This window comes from Nostocoides sp. F2B08 (assembly GCF_009184895.1).
Lineage (GTDB): Bacteria > Actinomycetota > Actinomycetes > Actinomycetales > Dermatophilaceae > F2B08.
Map to the genome: position 1 here is coordinate 351,882 of NZ_WESE01000001.1, position 13,509 is coordinate 365,390.

The window sequence follows — 13,509 nt, forward strand, 5'->3', positions numbered from 1 at the left end:
GGGTAGTGACGGATCCGTACTCAGGAGTAGCCCAGGCAGATGGGCGCGCCTTGCGCGCGCGCCTCGGCCACGGTCCTCCGCCGGGTCGGCGGGTGGGTGCCCGGTCGGTGACATGACACCATGGGCGGGTGAGCGAAGAGCAGAAGAAGGCAGACAACCGGGCGCGGTTCACCACGGACGAGTTCCGCGCGTTCGTCAAGAGCGGCTGGGCACCGCGGACAGCAGGCCGACCCGACCGATCCGCCGTCGCCGACTACGCGGCGGAGCGACGCGAGAAGGTGAGCACCGCATACCCGGGAGAGCGTCTCATCATCCCCGCCGGCGGCCTGAAGGTCCGCTCCAACGACACCGACTACGTCTTCCGTCCGCACAGCGCCTTCGCCCACCTCACCGGACTCGGAGCCGACCGCGAGCCGGACGCGGTGCTCGTCCTCGAGCCCCGCTTCTCCGACGACGGCATCCCGGACGGACACGAGGCGGTCCTCTTCTTCAAGCCGCTCGCGGAACGGGAGAGCGACGAGTTCTTCGACGACAACCGCTACGGCGAGTTCTGGGTCGGCGCCCGGCCCTCCCTCGAGGACATCGAGGCCGAGCTCGGCCTGAGCGCCCGCGACATCTCCGAGTTCGCCGACGCGGCGGTCAAGGACGCCGGCCACATCACGATCCGGATGGTTCGGGACGCCGACCGCGACCTCACCCGGCAGCTGGACACCTCCCGGGTCGAGCACGGTCAGGCCGAGGAAGGAATGGCCGAGCAGGACGACGACCTCGCTCACACGCTGTCTCACCTGCGGATGATCAAGGACGAGTGGGAGATCGACCAGATGCGTGACGCCGTCGAGGCCACGCGGGCCGGTTTCGAGGCTGTCATCGCCGACCTCGAGCGCGCCGTCGACGAGGGCCGCGGCGAGCGCTGGGTCGAGGGGGTCTTCGGCCTGCACGCCCGCCACCAGGGCAACGGAGTCGGGTACGACTCCATCTGCGCGGCAGGCGACCACGCCAACACCCTGCACTGGATCAAGAACACCGGCGACATCGCCGAGGGCGATCTCATCCTGCTGGACGCCGGAGTCGAGGTCGACTCGCTCTACACCGCGGACATCACCCGGACCCTCCCCGCGAGTGGCCGCTTCAGCGACGCACAGCGGGAGATCTACGACGCTGTGTATGCCGCGCAGCAGGCCGGTCTCGAGGCCGTGCGGCCGGGCAACAGGTTCAGCGACGTGCACGCCGCCGCGATCCGGGTGATCGCCGAGCACCTGTTCGAGTGGGGTCTGCTCCCGGACGGCGTCAGCGTCGAGGACACCCTCGACAAGGAGCACGGCCAGTACCACCGCCGGTGGATGGTGCACGGCACGAGCCACCACCTCGGCATCGACGTGCACGACTGCGCGCTCGCCACCCGCGAGGAGTACATGGACGCCGAGCTGCGGCCGGGGATGATCCTCACGGTCGAGCCCGGGCTGTACTTCAAGGCCGACGACTTGTTGGCCCCGGAACGCTTCCGCGGGATCGGTGTGCGGATCGAGGACGACGTCCTCGTCACCGAGGACGGCCACGAGAACCTCTCGGCGCACATGCCGCGGCGCGCAGAGGACGTGGAGACCTGGATCGCCGAGGTCCGCTCGCGCGGCTGACCCGGCGTCGCCCGAGGCGGGCGGCGCTCAGCGGCGGTCGATGACCTCCAGGGCCACCGCATACTCCACACCTGCGGCACGGCCGCCCTGGCCGAGGATCTGGCCGAGCAGCTCGCGAGGCGAGGGGAAGGTGTCCGGCAGAGCGGAGTTGTATGCGGTGTGCGCCTCGAGCGACGAGACGGCCGCCTCGAAGCTGTCGTCGACGACGATGTGATGCGTCGGGGCGGGACTGCCCGCGACGGCGATCACCCGAACCCCCTCCCACGGCTCGAACCCCTCGTCGACGAGCTCGGGGAAGATCCAGCGGTTGCCCGCGTCCGCGATGGCGTCCAGGGTCGCCAGGCCCACGGCCCGGTGGTCGGCCTGGTTCAGCTGCCCACCGGGAAACCGCACGTCATGGTTCTGCGCGACCACGAGGTCGGGCCGGATCCGGCGGATCTCCCGCGCGATGTCGCGACGGAGCGCCAGACCGAACTCGACGGCACCGTCACGGTGCTCGCCGAAGCGCACGTCGTCGACACCGACGATCCGCGCGCTCTCGACCTCCTCCGCCTCGCGGACCGGGCCGGCCTCATCAGGGGACATCGTCGCGATGCCGGCCTCGCCGCGGGTGAGGAGGAAGTACGACACGCTCTTGCCCGATCCGGTCCAGCGGTGGACCGCCGCGGAGAGGCCGTACTCGATGTCGTCCGGATGGGCCACGACGCAGAGCACTCGCTCGATGTCCTGGTCCTCCAGCGGAGGGATGCTCTGGGCGGGAGCCTGGCTCATGACGACCTCCAGGTCGACGACTGCCCGGGCGGCGGTTGCTGCCCGGGTGGATACGGAGCCGGCGGAGGAGGCTGCGGCGACTGCGTCTGCTGGGCCTGGGAGGCCCGGATGGCGGCCTCTCGGGCCCGCGCGGCCTGCTCCTCCGCAGCCCGCATGGGGTCCATCTCATGAAGCAGCTCGCGGGCCCTGGCGACGTGCTTGTGCTCGGTGAGCACCTCGTAGCGCGTGGCCACCACCTGCGAGATCGACATGAAGTCGCGGTTGCCCCCCGTGACCTGGTACCCGACGAGCGCCCAGACGAGGCCGAAGAGCGCACCGAACGCCATGGTCAGGACGACCCGTACCAGCGCGAAGCCGTCCTGCGCGAACAACGCGAAGATCAGCCCGACGAACGCGCCGAGCCACGCTCCGGATATCGCCCCTCCGGCTGCGACCTTCGACCGCGTCAGGCGCCCGGTGACGCGTTCGAGCTGTCTGAGGTCGGTGCCCACGATGAGCACGTTCTCGACGGGGAACTGCTTGTCCGACAGGTAGTCGACAGCCTTCTGGGCCTCCTCGTACGTGTCGAAGACCCCCAGGGACATCGGGTACTCGAGGGTGAGTCGGCTCTGCGGCACGCGGCCGGCCGGCGAGGACATGCTCATGACCCCAGTCTCGCAGAGATCGGTTCGGTCACACCCACCCGACATCCGTCAACCGAGCGGCGGCCTCGGGCGTCAGCGGGGTGAACAGGGCCGTGACCCTGCGATCCCGAAGGGAACCATCATGCGACCTCGCCGCCTTCTCGTCCTTCTCCTTCTCCCCGTGCTCCTGTGCGCACTCGGCTCCACCTCCGGGGCAGCCGCACCGGCGGCTGCAGCGGTCACCGGTGATCTCGCCTTCACGATCGAACGACTGGCCGGAGCGGACCGGTACGCGACGGCCGCTGCGATCAGTCGACGCTTCTTCGCCCCGGGGGTCCCCGTTGCGGTGATCTCGACCGGAGTGAACTACCCCGACGGACTGGCCGCCGCACCCGCCGCCGCCCGCTGGGGAGGACCGGTCCTGCTGACCACCGCCACCTCACTGCCGGCAGCGACTCGCACCGAGCTGCTGCGCCTGAGTCCTGGCCGGATCGTCGTCACCGGTGGCCCGACGGCGGTCTCCGATGCGGTGGTCGCCGAACTGCGTGGGCTCACCACCGGAACCGTCACCCGCGTCGCAGGACCGGACCGCTACGCGACCGCGGCGGCGCTGTCTGCGAGCGGCTTCCCCGGCGGAGCGGCGCTGGCCTTCGTCGCGACCGGCGAGAACTTCCCCGACGCCCTCGCCGGCGGCGCCGCGGCGGCCGTCATGTCCGCCCCGGTTCTCCTCACCCAGAACACCATCCTGACCGCGAGCACCCGAGCCGAGCTGGAACGTCTCGGACCGAGCCGCATCATCGTGCTCGGCGGCGACCTTGCCATCACGACTGCCGTGGCGAACGAGCTCAACCAGATCGCGACCGTCGAGCGGCTCGCCGGATCCACCCGCTACGCCACCGCGACGGCGATCTCGGCCCGCTTCTTCGGCACCGACCGCCCGGGCGTCATGGTCGCGACCGGGCTGAACTTCCCCGACGCGATCTCGGCCGGTGCCGCAGCCGCTGTGGTCCGCGGTCCCGTCCTGCTCACGACGACGGATCGCCTGCCGACGGACGTGCCCGCCGAGATCGAGCGGCTGGCGCCGCGAACGGCGTACCTGCTCGGCGCCACCCAGGTGGTGGGAATCGGCGTCGCGCAGGACGTCCAGCGGGTCCGCGGTGTCTGCTGGTCCGCGCGGGCGGTGACTCCGACGACCTCCGAGGTGCTGACCCTGATACCCGGGACGACCTCGCCCAAGGTGGCCTTCACCCTCGACATGGGCGGACGACTGGACGGGGCGACCTCGATCGTCGACTATCTGACGGCGAACCAGGTGTGCACGACCTTCTTCCCCACCTCCGTCATGGCAGCTACCACGGAGGGTCGAGCGGTGATGGCCCGGATCGCGGCCCATCCCGAGCTCTTCGAGGTCGGTAACCACACAGTGCACCACTGTGACCTCGTCCTCGGTGGCGGCGGGTCGCCGACGTCGGCCCCCTGCGCGGTGCCCCTGACCACGACCTTCATCCGTTCGGAGATCGCCGGCGCCGAGCCGACCCTGCAATCGCTGAGCGGCGGGATGCCGATCCGGCCGTACTGGCGACCGCCGTACGGGTCGTACAACACCACCGTCCGCAGCATCGCCGCCGGAGTGGGCTACACCAAGACGGTGATGTGGAGCCGGGACACCATCGACTGGAGCACCGCGACGACCACCGAGCAGATCATCTCGCGGGCCACGTCGCCACTTCCGGCCAGCGGAACGATCATCCTCGCGCACCTGGGCGGATACCACACCTACGAGGCGCTGCCGACGATCGTGTCCACCCTGCGAGCCGCCGGCTACACCATGACCACCGTGTCCGACATGCGCGACGGGTGATCGCGCCGTCCCAGGACCGCGCGCTCAGGGGCTCAGACGCGTTCAGCCTTTGAGCGCGTAGTCTTCGAGGAGGCGCCGCCCGATGATCATCTTCTGGATCTCGGCGGTGCCCTCGCCGATGAGAAGCATGGGAGCCTCGCGGTAGAGCCGCTCGATCTCGTACTCCTTGGAGTAGCCGTAGCCACCGTGGATGCGGAAGGACTGCTCGACGACGTTGGCGCAATTCTCCGCGGCCAGGTACTTCGCCATCCCGGCCTCGAGGTCGTTGCGCTGGCCGGAGTCCTTTAGTCGCGCTGCCTTGACCATCATCTGGTGGCTGGCCTCGACGCGCGTCGCCATGTCGGCGAGCCGGAACAGGATGCCCTGGTGCTCGGCGATCTTCTTGCCGAAGGTCTCCCGCTGCTGGGCGTACCGGATGCCGAGCTCGAAGGCCCGACGGGCCAGGCCGCAGGCCCGCGCCGCGACGTTGACGCGGCCCACCTCGACGCCGTCCATCATCTGGTAGAAGCCCTTGCCCGGCACCCCACCGAGGATCTGGGCGGTCGTCGTGCGGTGGCCGCTGAAGACGAGCTCGGTGGTGTCGACCCCCTTGTAGCCCATCTTGTCGATCTTGCCCGGCACGGTGACGCCCTGGGCGGTCTCACCGAAGCCGGACTCCTTGTCGACGAGGAAGGTCGTCATGTTCTTGTAGACGCTCTTCTCACCGAGGTCGGTCTTGACCAGGACCGCGACGAGGTTGGCCGATCCCCCGTTGGTCAGCCACATCTTCTGCCCGTCGATGACCCAGTCGTCGCTCTCTCCCTGGCGCACGGCCTTCGTCCGGATGGCGGAGACGTCGGATCCGAGGCCTGGCTCGCTCATGGAGAAGGCACCGCGGATCTCGCCGGTGGCCATCTTGGGCAGGTAGTGCTGCTTCTGCTCCTCGGTGCCGTGCTGCAGCACCATGTAGGCGACGATGAAGTGGGTGTTGATGATCCCCGACACCGACATCCAGCCGCGCGCGATCTCCTCGACGACCAGCGCATACGTCAGGAGCGACTCACCGAGGCCGCCGTACTCCTCCGGGATCATCAGCCCGAAGATCCCCATCTCCTTCATGCCCTCGACGATCTCGGTCGGGTACTCGTCCTTGTGCTCGAGCTCGGTGGCGACCGGCAGGATCTGCTCGTCGACGAACTCACGGACCAGCTTGATCAGCTCGGTCTGCTCCTCGGTGAGTCCGTCTGTGGTCTGGAGTCGGGACACGCGTGATCGCCGCCTATCGCATGGGGTGGGGGGACGAGTCGAGTATGCCGCCCGCACATCCGGGGTCGGCACCCCGATCGGGTGTGAGTCGCCCCACCCCGGGTCTTCCACCTACGGCTTCATGTCCCGGGCTCGATAAATGCGTGGCGGCGCGGGAACGGACCCGGCACACTGGGTCCACGCGCACGGCACCCGGCCCGCGCAGGCACGAAGGGAGGACGACGATGACCGTCGAGCAGACCATCTCGACCCGCACCACTTCACCTCGTCCGATGGAGATCCCTCACCGTGACCTCACACCACACTCCGCCGAGCGCGTCGTCCTTCGCGCTCGACTCGTTCCCTGACGCCCCGCCGGAGGGCGAGCGCTGGTCCTCCTGGGACGGCGCCATGCACGGCCCGAAACCCAGACCCGACTGGGTCATCACCGACCTCGGAGCCGTCGACGCCGACCTGGGCGTCCTGAAGTCCGGCAAGGAGGCCGACGTCCACCTCGTGCGCCGGTGGCTGCCCGCCACCACCGCCGACCCCGAGCGGGACGTGCTCATGGCCGCCAAGCGGTTCCGCTCCAACAAGCACCGCATGTTCCACCGCGACGCCGGCTATCTCGAGGGTCGCCGCGTCCGGCGCAGCCGCGAGATGCGGGCCATGGCCAGGCGCACCGAGTTCGGCAAGGAGCTCGTCTCCGGTCAGTGGGCCGGCGCCGAGTTCACGGCGCTGGCCCAGTTGCACGGACACGGCCTGCCGGTGCCCTATCCGGTCCAGCTCGACGGCAACGAGATGCTCATGGAGTTCATCGGCAGCTCGGACGGCGTCGCCGCACCACGGCTCGCCCAGACCCGTCCCGGTCCGGCGCTCTTGGCCGACCTGTTCGAACAGCTCCGTGATGCTGTCCTGCGCCTCGCGGGCATGGGGTGGACGCACGGCGACCTGTCTGCCTACAACGTCCTCCTTCACGAGGACCGTCTCGTGCTGATCGACTGGCCCCAGATCGTCGACGTCATCGGCAACCCACAGGGCTTCGACTTCCTACATCGGGACTGTCTGAACATCTGCCGCTGGTTCAGCGGCCGCGGGCTGGACGTCGACGCCGAGATGCTGTTCGGCGATCTCGTCGCGGCGGCCACGTCGTCGTGACTATCGTCAGGGTATGGCAGCCCTCCTGCAGCCGTCGGGAGTGCCGGACCCGATAGAGGCTCCAACCCTACAGTGGGGGATCCTCGCGCCGGGCGGGATCGCCAACACGTTCGCCACCGCGGTCGCGCGGGACACCCGCTCGTCCGTGGTGGCGGTCGGCTCCCGCGACGGCGACCGGGCGGCGGCGTTCGCCGCACTGCACGAGGTGAGCACCGCATACGGCTCGTATGCGGACCTGGTGGCCGACGACCGGGTCGACGCGGTCTACGTCGCCTCACCGCACAGCGAGCACCGCACCCATGCGCTTCTCGCACTGGAGGCCGGCAAACCGGTGCTCGTCGAGAAGGCCTTCACCCGCAACCTCTCGGAGGCCGATGAGGTGCTCGAGGCGGGCCGCTCGAGAGGTCTGCTCGTCGCGGAGGCGATGTGGAGCCGATACCTGCCGCACTACGACGTGGTGCGGCGCACGGTCGACTCGGGCGTTCTCGGGGATCTGGTCCTCGTCGAGGCCGACCATGGTCAACGCCTCTGGCCCGACGGTCCGCGCCGCCTGGCCGACCCCGCTCTGGCGGGCGGGTCTCTGCTCGATCTCGGTGTCTATCCGCTCTCGTTCCTCGACATGGTCCTCGGACCGCTGCGGGACGTCCAGGTGGACGGCACCCTCACCGATCTCGGCGTCGACGCCACGGTCCAGCTCATCGCGCGGACACCGGGCGGCGTCCTCGTCCGGGCCTGCTCGACGATGGCCGCGGCGACTCCGTGCGCAGCCCGGGTCGTCGGCACCGCCGGCCGCCTGGAGCTGGCCGGCCGGTTCTATGCTCCGACCACTGTGCGGCTCATCGCGTCCGACGGAGCGGTCCTGGACGAGATCGCGCCCGACCCGGCGGGGAGTCCCCAGGGGTTCGCCTACCAGGCCGCCGAGTTCGTCCGCACGGTGACGGCGGGGGAAATGGAGTCTCCGTCGATGCCGCACGAGGCGACCCGCCGTGTGATGTCGCTCATGGACGACGCTCGGGCCCGTCTCTCGGTGGTGTATCCAGGAGAGTGAGGAGTTGATCGGATGCTCCAGCTCGCCCTCACCCTCGCCACGGCGCTGGGACTCGGGATGGTCGCGATGCGGCTGCACCTGCCTCCACTGCTCGGCTTCCTCGCGGCTGGGTTCGCGCTCAAGGCAGTCGGTCTGCTTCCGCCTGTCGGTCTGGAGACGATCGCCGAGCTCGGGGTCACCCTGCTGCTGTTCAGCATCGGCCTGAAGATCAACCCGCAGACCCTCATCCGGCGTGAGGTGTGGCTCACGGCCACGGTGCACATGGCCACGAGCGTCGCCGTCGTCAGCGCTGTCCTGCTGGCGGTGGGCGCCGTCGGCGCGGGGCTGCTCGCCGGACTCGATCTGAGCATTTTCGTCCTCGTGGCCTTCGCCCTGTCGTTCTCCAGCACCGTTCTGGTCGTCAAGCTCCTCGAGGAGCAGAACCAGGGTCAGTCCCTGTTCGGACGCATCGCGATCGGCATCCTGGTCATCCAGGACATCGCGGCGGTCGCCTTCATCACCCTCTCCGGAGCCGAGAGCCCTTCGCCCTGGGCCCTGGCGCTGCTCGGACTGGTCCCGGTGGCATGGCTGCTGCACAGACTGCTGGACCGGATCTCGCACGGTGAGCTGATGATCGTCTTCGGCACGACCTGCGCTCTCCTGCCCGGCTATGTCCTTTTCGATGCGGTGGGGATCAAGGGCGACCTGGGCGCGCTCGTCATCGGTGTCATCCTCGGTCGCCACGCACGAGCCCTCGAGCTCTCCCAAGCCATGTGGTCGGTGAAGAACCTCTTCCTCGTCGGGTTCTTCGTCTCCATCGGCTTCTCCATCGAAGGGGTCGTCGGCCTCGATCACCTCCTCGTCGCCGCTGCTCTGGTGGCCTTCATTCCGCTGCAGACGGTGGCCTACGTAGTGCTCCTGCGATGGCAGGGACTGCGGACCAGGACCGCGATGCTGTCCGCGCTCGCGCTGGCGAACGACTCGGAGTTCGCCCTCATCATCGCCACCGTCGGCGTCGAGACCGACCTCCTCGACAGCGAGTGGCTCGTCGTGATCTCTCTCGCCGTCGCTCTCAGCTTCGTGTTCTCCACTCTGCTCGGCCACCGTGCACCGGAGATCGCCGAATGGGCCACCGCTCGGGTGCCGGACCGGCCGCTGGAGCGGATCGTCGAGGACGACCGCCCGATCGACATCGGACCGGCCGATGCGATCGTCCTGGGCCTCGGGCGCGTCGGGCGAGCGGCGTACCTGCGCCTGGCGGAGTCGCACGGCATGCGGCCGATCGGCATCGAGATCGACGCCGAGCGTGCGGACCACGTTCGCGCCATGGGTATCAACGCGATCCAGGGCGACGCCACCGACCCCGACTTCTGGGCGCGGTGCCGACGCCATCCACAGGTCCGGCTGGCCGTCCTCGCGATGCCGTTCCACGGATCCAACGTCGCCGCCCTGCACCAGCTCCGGGCCCGCGGCTTCCGCGGCACGGTCGCCGCCATCTCCCGCTTCGACGACGAACGCGACCGCATCCTCAACCTGGGGGCGGACACCGCGTTCCAGGTCTACGACGGCGCCGGGCAGTCACTCGCGGACCGGGCGGTCGACGCGGCCCGCTTCGGGCCGTCGCCTGCGCCGACCACGGGATCCGAGGACGACCCCGCCCCCGGGCGGTGGGTGAGCCTCGGTCGGTCGACGGCCTCAGGACTCGATGGCGGCGTCAGTAGATGATGATCCGACGACCGACGGGAACGAGCCCGCGGGAGTACAGCGTGTTCATCGCCGAGGTCGAGACGCGGACACATCCGTGCGATGCGGGATAGGGCGGGATGCTGGTCGAGCCGTGCAGCGCCCAACCCCTGTACCAGTAGGCCGGCCGCCACATGCTGCCCAGCGGGCCGGTCTGCCAGCCGCTGGTGTACCGCGAGTAGATCGAGTACGTCCCGGTGGGGGTGTAGGCGGTCTTCCACCGGCCGTCCGAGTGGTAGCGCTCACCACTGCCGGTGCTCGTGTTCAGCGTCATGCTCAAGGCTCCGGAGACGACGACCATGAGGATCTGGCGCCCCTTGTCCACCTCGAGGTGCGTCCCGGAGCGGTACCGCGGGGTCGGGCGTTTGCCTGCATCGAGTGCCGCCCACGTGAGCGGACCGACGACGCCGTCGCGAGCCAGCCCGGCGACCTTCTGGACAGCCCAGACGGCCTGCTGGGTGAGGTGCCCGAACACCCCGTCGGCGCTACCGCACCAGTACCCGAGGGCCGCCAGTCGCCGTTGCAGGGTCACGACAGCGCTGCCCGTCGACCCCCTGCGCAGCACGGGCCGGGCGGCCATCGCCTGGGGCGCGCCGGCGGCCTGCGCCAGCCCGAACACTGCCCCCGCGGCCAGTCCGGTGAGGACCTCTCGTCGTGTCACTCTCATGACCACCGCCTCCTCGCGTGATGGGCGGAGCGACTCTCACACCAAGGACGCGCAACGGCCGCGATCGGTGCACAGACGGCACCGAGCGGTGAGCGAAGTCACCGAGCGGTCCGTTCAGGCGCGAGCGGCGATCGCCTCGTACGTCGCGAGCACCCGGCGGGCGATGTCCACGTGGAGGTTCTCGATCATCCTGCCGTTGTACGTGACGACGCCGGTTCCGGCGCCCTCGTCCCAGGCGGCGATGATGCCGCGTGCCTCCTCGACGGCAGCCTCGTCCGGGGCGAAGGTGGCGTTGCAGACCTCGACCTGGCCGGGGTGGATGAGCGTCTTGCCGTCGAAGCCCATGTCCCTGCCCTGGGCGCACTCGGCGGCGAACCCGTCGGCGTCGCGCACGTCGTTGTAGACACCGTCGAGGATCGCGATCCCCGACCGGCGGGCGGCCAGGAGGGACCACGACAAGGCGGTAAGCAAGGGCGTCCGCCGCGGCACGTGGTGCGCCTGCAGCTCTTTGACCAGGTCATTCGTCCCCATGACGAGGACCGCGAGCCGGTCCGAGGCCTTCGCGATCTTGCGGACGTTGAAGATCGCCTCGGGGGTCTCGATCATCGCCCACAGCCGGGTCCGCTCCGGCGCGCCGTAGCGAACCATCGCGGTGACCAGGTGCTTGACCTCCTTGGCGCTGTTGACCTTCGGGACCACGATCCCGTCGGGCCCGGCCGCGCAGGCGGCCTCGAGGTCGGCGTCGTGCCAGTCGGTCCCCATGCCGTTGACGCGGATGGTGACCTCACGGTGTCCGTACTCCCCGGACTGAGCCGCCGCGCAGGCGTTGTCCCTGGCGGTCGGCTTGTCCATCGGCCCCACGGCGTCCTCGAGGTCGAGGATGAGCCCGTCGACCGGCAGGGTCTTGGCCTTCTCGAGGGCCCGCTCGTTCGAGGCCGGCATATAGAGCACCGACCTGCGAGGAACGTATGCGGTGCTCGCCTCGCTCGCACCGGCGCCGCTCATGCCGGCACCTCGTCGTCCGAGGCGGGCGTCGCATACAGCTCGGCGAGCTCCGGGTCGTTGGCCGCAAGACGGTCCGCCAGCTCGAGGATGACCAGGCACTGCTTGAGGCTTGCGTCGTCCTCCATCTTGCCGTCGAGCATGACCGCGCCGGTCCCGTCCCCCATGGCCGCCTTCACTCGGCGCGCATGCGCGACGTCCTCGGCCGAGGGGCTGAAGACGCGCTTGGCGATCTCGATCTGGACCGGGTGGAGGGTCCACGTGCCGACGCACCCCAGGAGGAAGGCGTTGCGGAACTGGTCCTCACAGGCGACGACGTCCTTGATGTCGCCGAACGGACCGTAGTACGGGAAGATCCCGTGCATCGCACAGGCGTCGACCATGCGGGCGATGGTGTAGTGCCAGAGGTCCTGCTGGAAGACGGCACGCTCGGCCCCCACGTCGCCGGTGCCGTCCGCCAGCCGCGGCGGGTCCTGCCGGACGAGATATCCCGGGTGTCCCCCGCCCACCCGGGTCGTCTTCATCCTCCGATCGGCCGCCAGGTCGGCCGGACCGAGGCTGATGCCCTGCATCCGCGGGCTCGCCCCGCAGATCGCCTCGACGTTGGCCATCCCTCGGGCCGTCTCGAGGATCGCGTGCACGAGGATCGGCCGGGTCAGCCCCGCCCGTGCCTCGAGCTGGGCGAGCAGCCGGTCGACGTAGTGGATGTCCTCCGGACCCTGCACCTTGGGCACCATGACGACGTCGAGGCGGTCGCCGATCTCGGTGACGAGGGTCGTGAGGTCGTCCAGGACCCATGGGCTGTCGAGCGCGTTGACCCTCGTCCACAGCTGGGTGTGCTCGCCGAAGTCCGTCGCCCTGGCGATGTCGACGAGACCCTGGCGCGCGGCCTCCTTGTTCTCGGCCTTGACGGCGTCCTCGAGGTTGCCGAGGAGGACGTCGACCGAGCCCACGAGCTCGGGGACCTTGGCCGCCATCTTCGGGTTGCTCGGGTCGAAGAAGTGGATCATCCGACTCGGCCTCGCGGGGACCTCACGGACGGGGACGGGGGCCCCGACCGCGAGAGGGGCGAAGAAGTCCTTGGCGCTGCGCATCTACTCACCTGTCGATCGGCGGGGCTCTCGTGACGAGGGCGACGGTAGCAGCGAAGCCGGGCGGGCCGTTATGAGACAGTTCACGGTGTGACGACCCCCGCCGAGCCGACGGACGGCCCACGTCCGGCCGGGCGGACGAGCGACGCGCAGACCCTCCAGGCGCCGACCGTCGCCGTCACGGCGCTCCTCGCCGAGGCCGCCGGCAAGTCCGACATCATGTGGGTCGAGGTGCCCGGCGAGCGGACGTTCCCGGTCTGGTATGCGTGGGTCACCGACCGCTTCTATGTCGTCTCGGGCGAGGGTGAACAGCTGCTCCCGGCACTGCCCGAGGTGGTTCGTCTGCTGCTGCGGTCCAAGGACACCGGTGGGCGACTGCTCACGGTGAACGCCACCGCTCATCGGCTCGCACCGCATACCTCCTCCTGGGAGCAGGCCGTTGCGGCACTGATCGCTGAACGGCTCAATGCGACCGACGACCTGGCCGCCCGGTGGGCCGACTCCGGTCTGGTCCATGCGCTGCACCCCTTCGGCGAGCCGCTCGAGGCGCCCGGCTCGCACGGGTCCGAGTCCGGCCGCGCGACGGTTCTGCCCGCGCGGACCACGACGGTCGGGTGGCGGCCCTGGCACGCCGGGCGGTCGTGACCGATCGCGCCGGTTCGCACCGATGTTCGGCCGTCGGCGCGGCGCTGCGCCGGGGAAGGT

At 69.8% G+C, this 13,509-nt stretch carries 12 protein-coding genes; 6 read left to right on the forward strand and 6 right to left on the reverse strand.

The genetic code is table 11. The features are described from left to right. Nucleotides 1-128: 128 nt before the first annotated feature. A complete protein-coding gene (locus tag GA707_RS01570) occupies nucleotides 129-1,637 on the forward strand; it encodes an aminopeptidase P family protein (RefSeq protein ID WP_152176657.1) in 1,509 nt (502 codons plus the stop codon). A 27-nt stretch (nucleotides 1,638-1,664) separates the two neighbouring features. Here the strand turns inward: GA707_RS01570 and GA707_RS01575 are convergent, their stop codons facing one another. After that, entirely contained in the window at nucleotides 1,665-2,408 is a 744-nt protein-coding gene (locus tag GA707_RS01575; protein WP_152176658.1) for a PIG-L deacetylase family protein, read from the reverse strand. After that, nucleotides 2,405-3,052, reverse strand: a complete 648-nt coding sequence (locus GA707_RS01580; RefSeq protein WP_226963456.1) for a general stress protein — start codon at nucleotides 3,050-3,052, stop codon at nucleotides 2,405-2,407. Before GA707_RS01580 ends, GA707_RS01575 begins: the two co-directional genes overlap by 4 nt. Nucleotides 3,053-3,173: 121 nt before the next feature. On the opposite strand from GA707_RS01580, the gene GA707_RS01585 reads away from it, so the two are divergent. After that, complete coding sequence (locus tag GA707_RS01585; protein WP_193315115.1) at nucleotides 3,174-4,892, forward strand: cell wall-binding repeat-containing protein; 1,719 nt, start codon at nucleotides 3,174-3,176, stop codon at nucleotides 4,890-4,892. Between the two features lie 42 nt (nucleotides 4,893-4,934). Here GA707_RS01585 and GA707_RS01590 read toward each other — a convergent pair whose 3' ends face one another. Beyond that, the gene (locus tag GA707_RS01590) at nucleotides 4,935-6,137 is read right to left on the reverse strand and encodes an acyl-CoA dehydrogenase family protein (RefSeq protein ID WP_152176660.1); all 1,203 of its coding nucleotides are present in this window, start codon (nucleotides 6,135-6,137) and stop codon (nucleotides 4,935-4,937) included. 288 nt (nucleotides 6,138-6,425) lie between these two features. On the opposite strand from GA707_RS01590, the gene GA707_RS01595 reads away from it, so the two are divergent. Genes GA707_RS01595 through GA707_RS01605 form a run of 3 tightly spaced genes read left to right on the forward strand, consistent with a single transcriptional unit; the run spans nucleotide 6,426 to nucleotide 10,026 of the window. After that, nucleotides 6,426-7,274, forward strand: coding sequence for a serine protein kinase RIO (locus GA707_RS01595; RefSeq protein ID WP_226963457.1), 849 nt, complete (start codon nucleotides 6,426-6,428; stop codon nucleotides 7,272-7,274). Nucleotides 7,275-7,287: 13 nt separating this feature from the next. Further along, a complete protein-coding gene (locus GA707_RS01600) occupies nucleotides 7,288-8,322 on the forward strand; it encodes a Gfo/Idh/MocA family protein (protein WP_152176661.1) in 1,035 nt (344 codons plus the stop codon). Nucleotides 8,323-8,334: 12 nt separating this feature from the next. Next, complete coding sequence (locus GA707_RS01605) at nucleotides 8,335-10,026, forward strand: cation:proton antiporter (RefSeq protein ID WP_152176662.1); 1,692 nt, start codon at nucleotides 8,335-8,337, stop codon at nucleotides 10,024-10,026. Here GA707_RS01605 and GA707_RS01610 read toward each other — a convergent pair. The 3 genes from GA707_RS01610 to GA707_RS01620 form a co-directional block, all read right to left on the reverse strand. Then, complete coding sequence (locus GA707_RS01610; protein WP_152176663.1) at nucleotides 10,016-10,711, reverse strand: L,D-transpeptidase family protein; 696 nt, start codon at nucleotides 10,709-10,711, stop codon at nucleotides 10,016-10,018. The two genes, GA707_RS01605 and GA707_RS01610, sit on opposite strands and share 11 nt — an antisense overlap. 114 nt (nucleotides 10,712-10,825) lie before the next feature. Continuing rightward, a complete protein-coding gene (locus tag GA707_RS01615) occupies nucleotides 10,826-11,716 on the reverse strand; it encodes a CoA ester lyase (RefSeq protein WP_152176664.1) in 891 nt (296 codons plus the stop codon). Then, on the reverse strand, nucleotides 11,713-12,807 hold the full coding sequence (locus GA707_RS01620) for a CoA ester lyase (RefSeq protein ID WP_152176665.1): 1,095 nt from the start codon (nucleotides 12,805-12,807) through the stop codon (nucleotides 11,713-11,715). Before GA707_RS01620 ends, GA707_RS01615 begins: the two co-directional genes overlap by 4 nt. Nucleotides 12,808-12,894: 87 nt before the next feature. Between GA707_RS01620 and GA707_RS01625 the strand changes: the two genes are divergently transcribed. Further along, a complete protein-coding gene (locus tag GA707_RS01625; protein WP_226963458.1) occupies nucleotides 12,895-13,449 on the forward strand; it encodes a hypothetical protein in 555 nt (184 codons plus the stop codon). Nucleotides 13,450-13,509: the final 60 nt, after the last annotated feature.

Excerpts from the sequence above, each read along its gene's own strand:
- GA707_RS01620 (WP_152176665.1), bottom strand. The coding sequence starts at position 12,807 with ATGCGCAGCGCCAAGGACTTCTTCGCCCCTCTCGCGGTCGGGGCCCCC.
- GA707_RS01615 (WP_152176664.1), bottom strand. The coding sequence starts at position 11,716 with ATGAGCGGCGCCGGTGCGAGCGAGGCGAGCACCGCATACGTTCCTCGC.
- GA707_RS01610 (WP_152176663.1), bottom strand. The coding sequence starts at position 10,711 with ATGAGAGTGACACGACGAGAGGTCCTCACCGGACTGGCCGCGGGGGCA.
- GA707_RS01600 (WP_152176661.1), top strand. The coding sequence starts at position 7,288 with ATGGCAGCCCTCCTGCAGCCGTCGGGAGTGCCGGACCCGATAGAGGCT.
- GA707_RS01585 (WP_193315115.1), top strand. The coding sequence starts at position 3,174 with ATGCGACCTCGCCGCCTTCTCGTCCTTCTCCTTCTCCCCGTGCTCCTG.
- GA707_RS01605 (WP_152176662.1), top strand. The coding sequence starts at position 8,335 with ATGCTCCAGCTCGCCCTCACCCTCGCCACGGCGCTGGGACTCGGGATG.
- GA707_RS01580 (WP_226963456.1), bottom strand. The coding sequence starts at position 3,052 with ATGAGCATGTCCTCGCCGGCCGGCCGCGTGCCGCAGAGCCGACTCACC.
- GA707_RS01575 (WP_152176658.1), bottom strand. The coding sequence starts at position 2,408 with ATGAGCCAGGCTCCCGCCCAGAGCATCCCTCCGCTGGAGGACCAGGAC.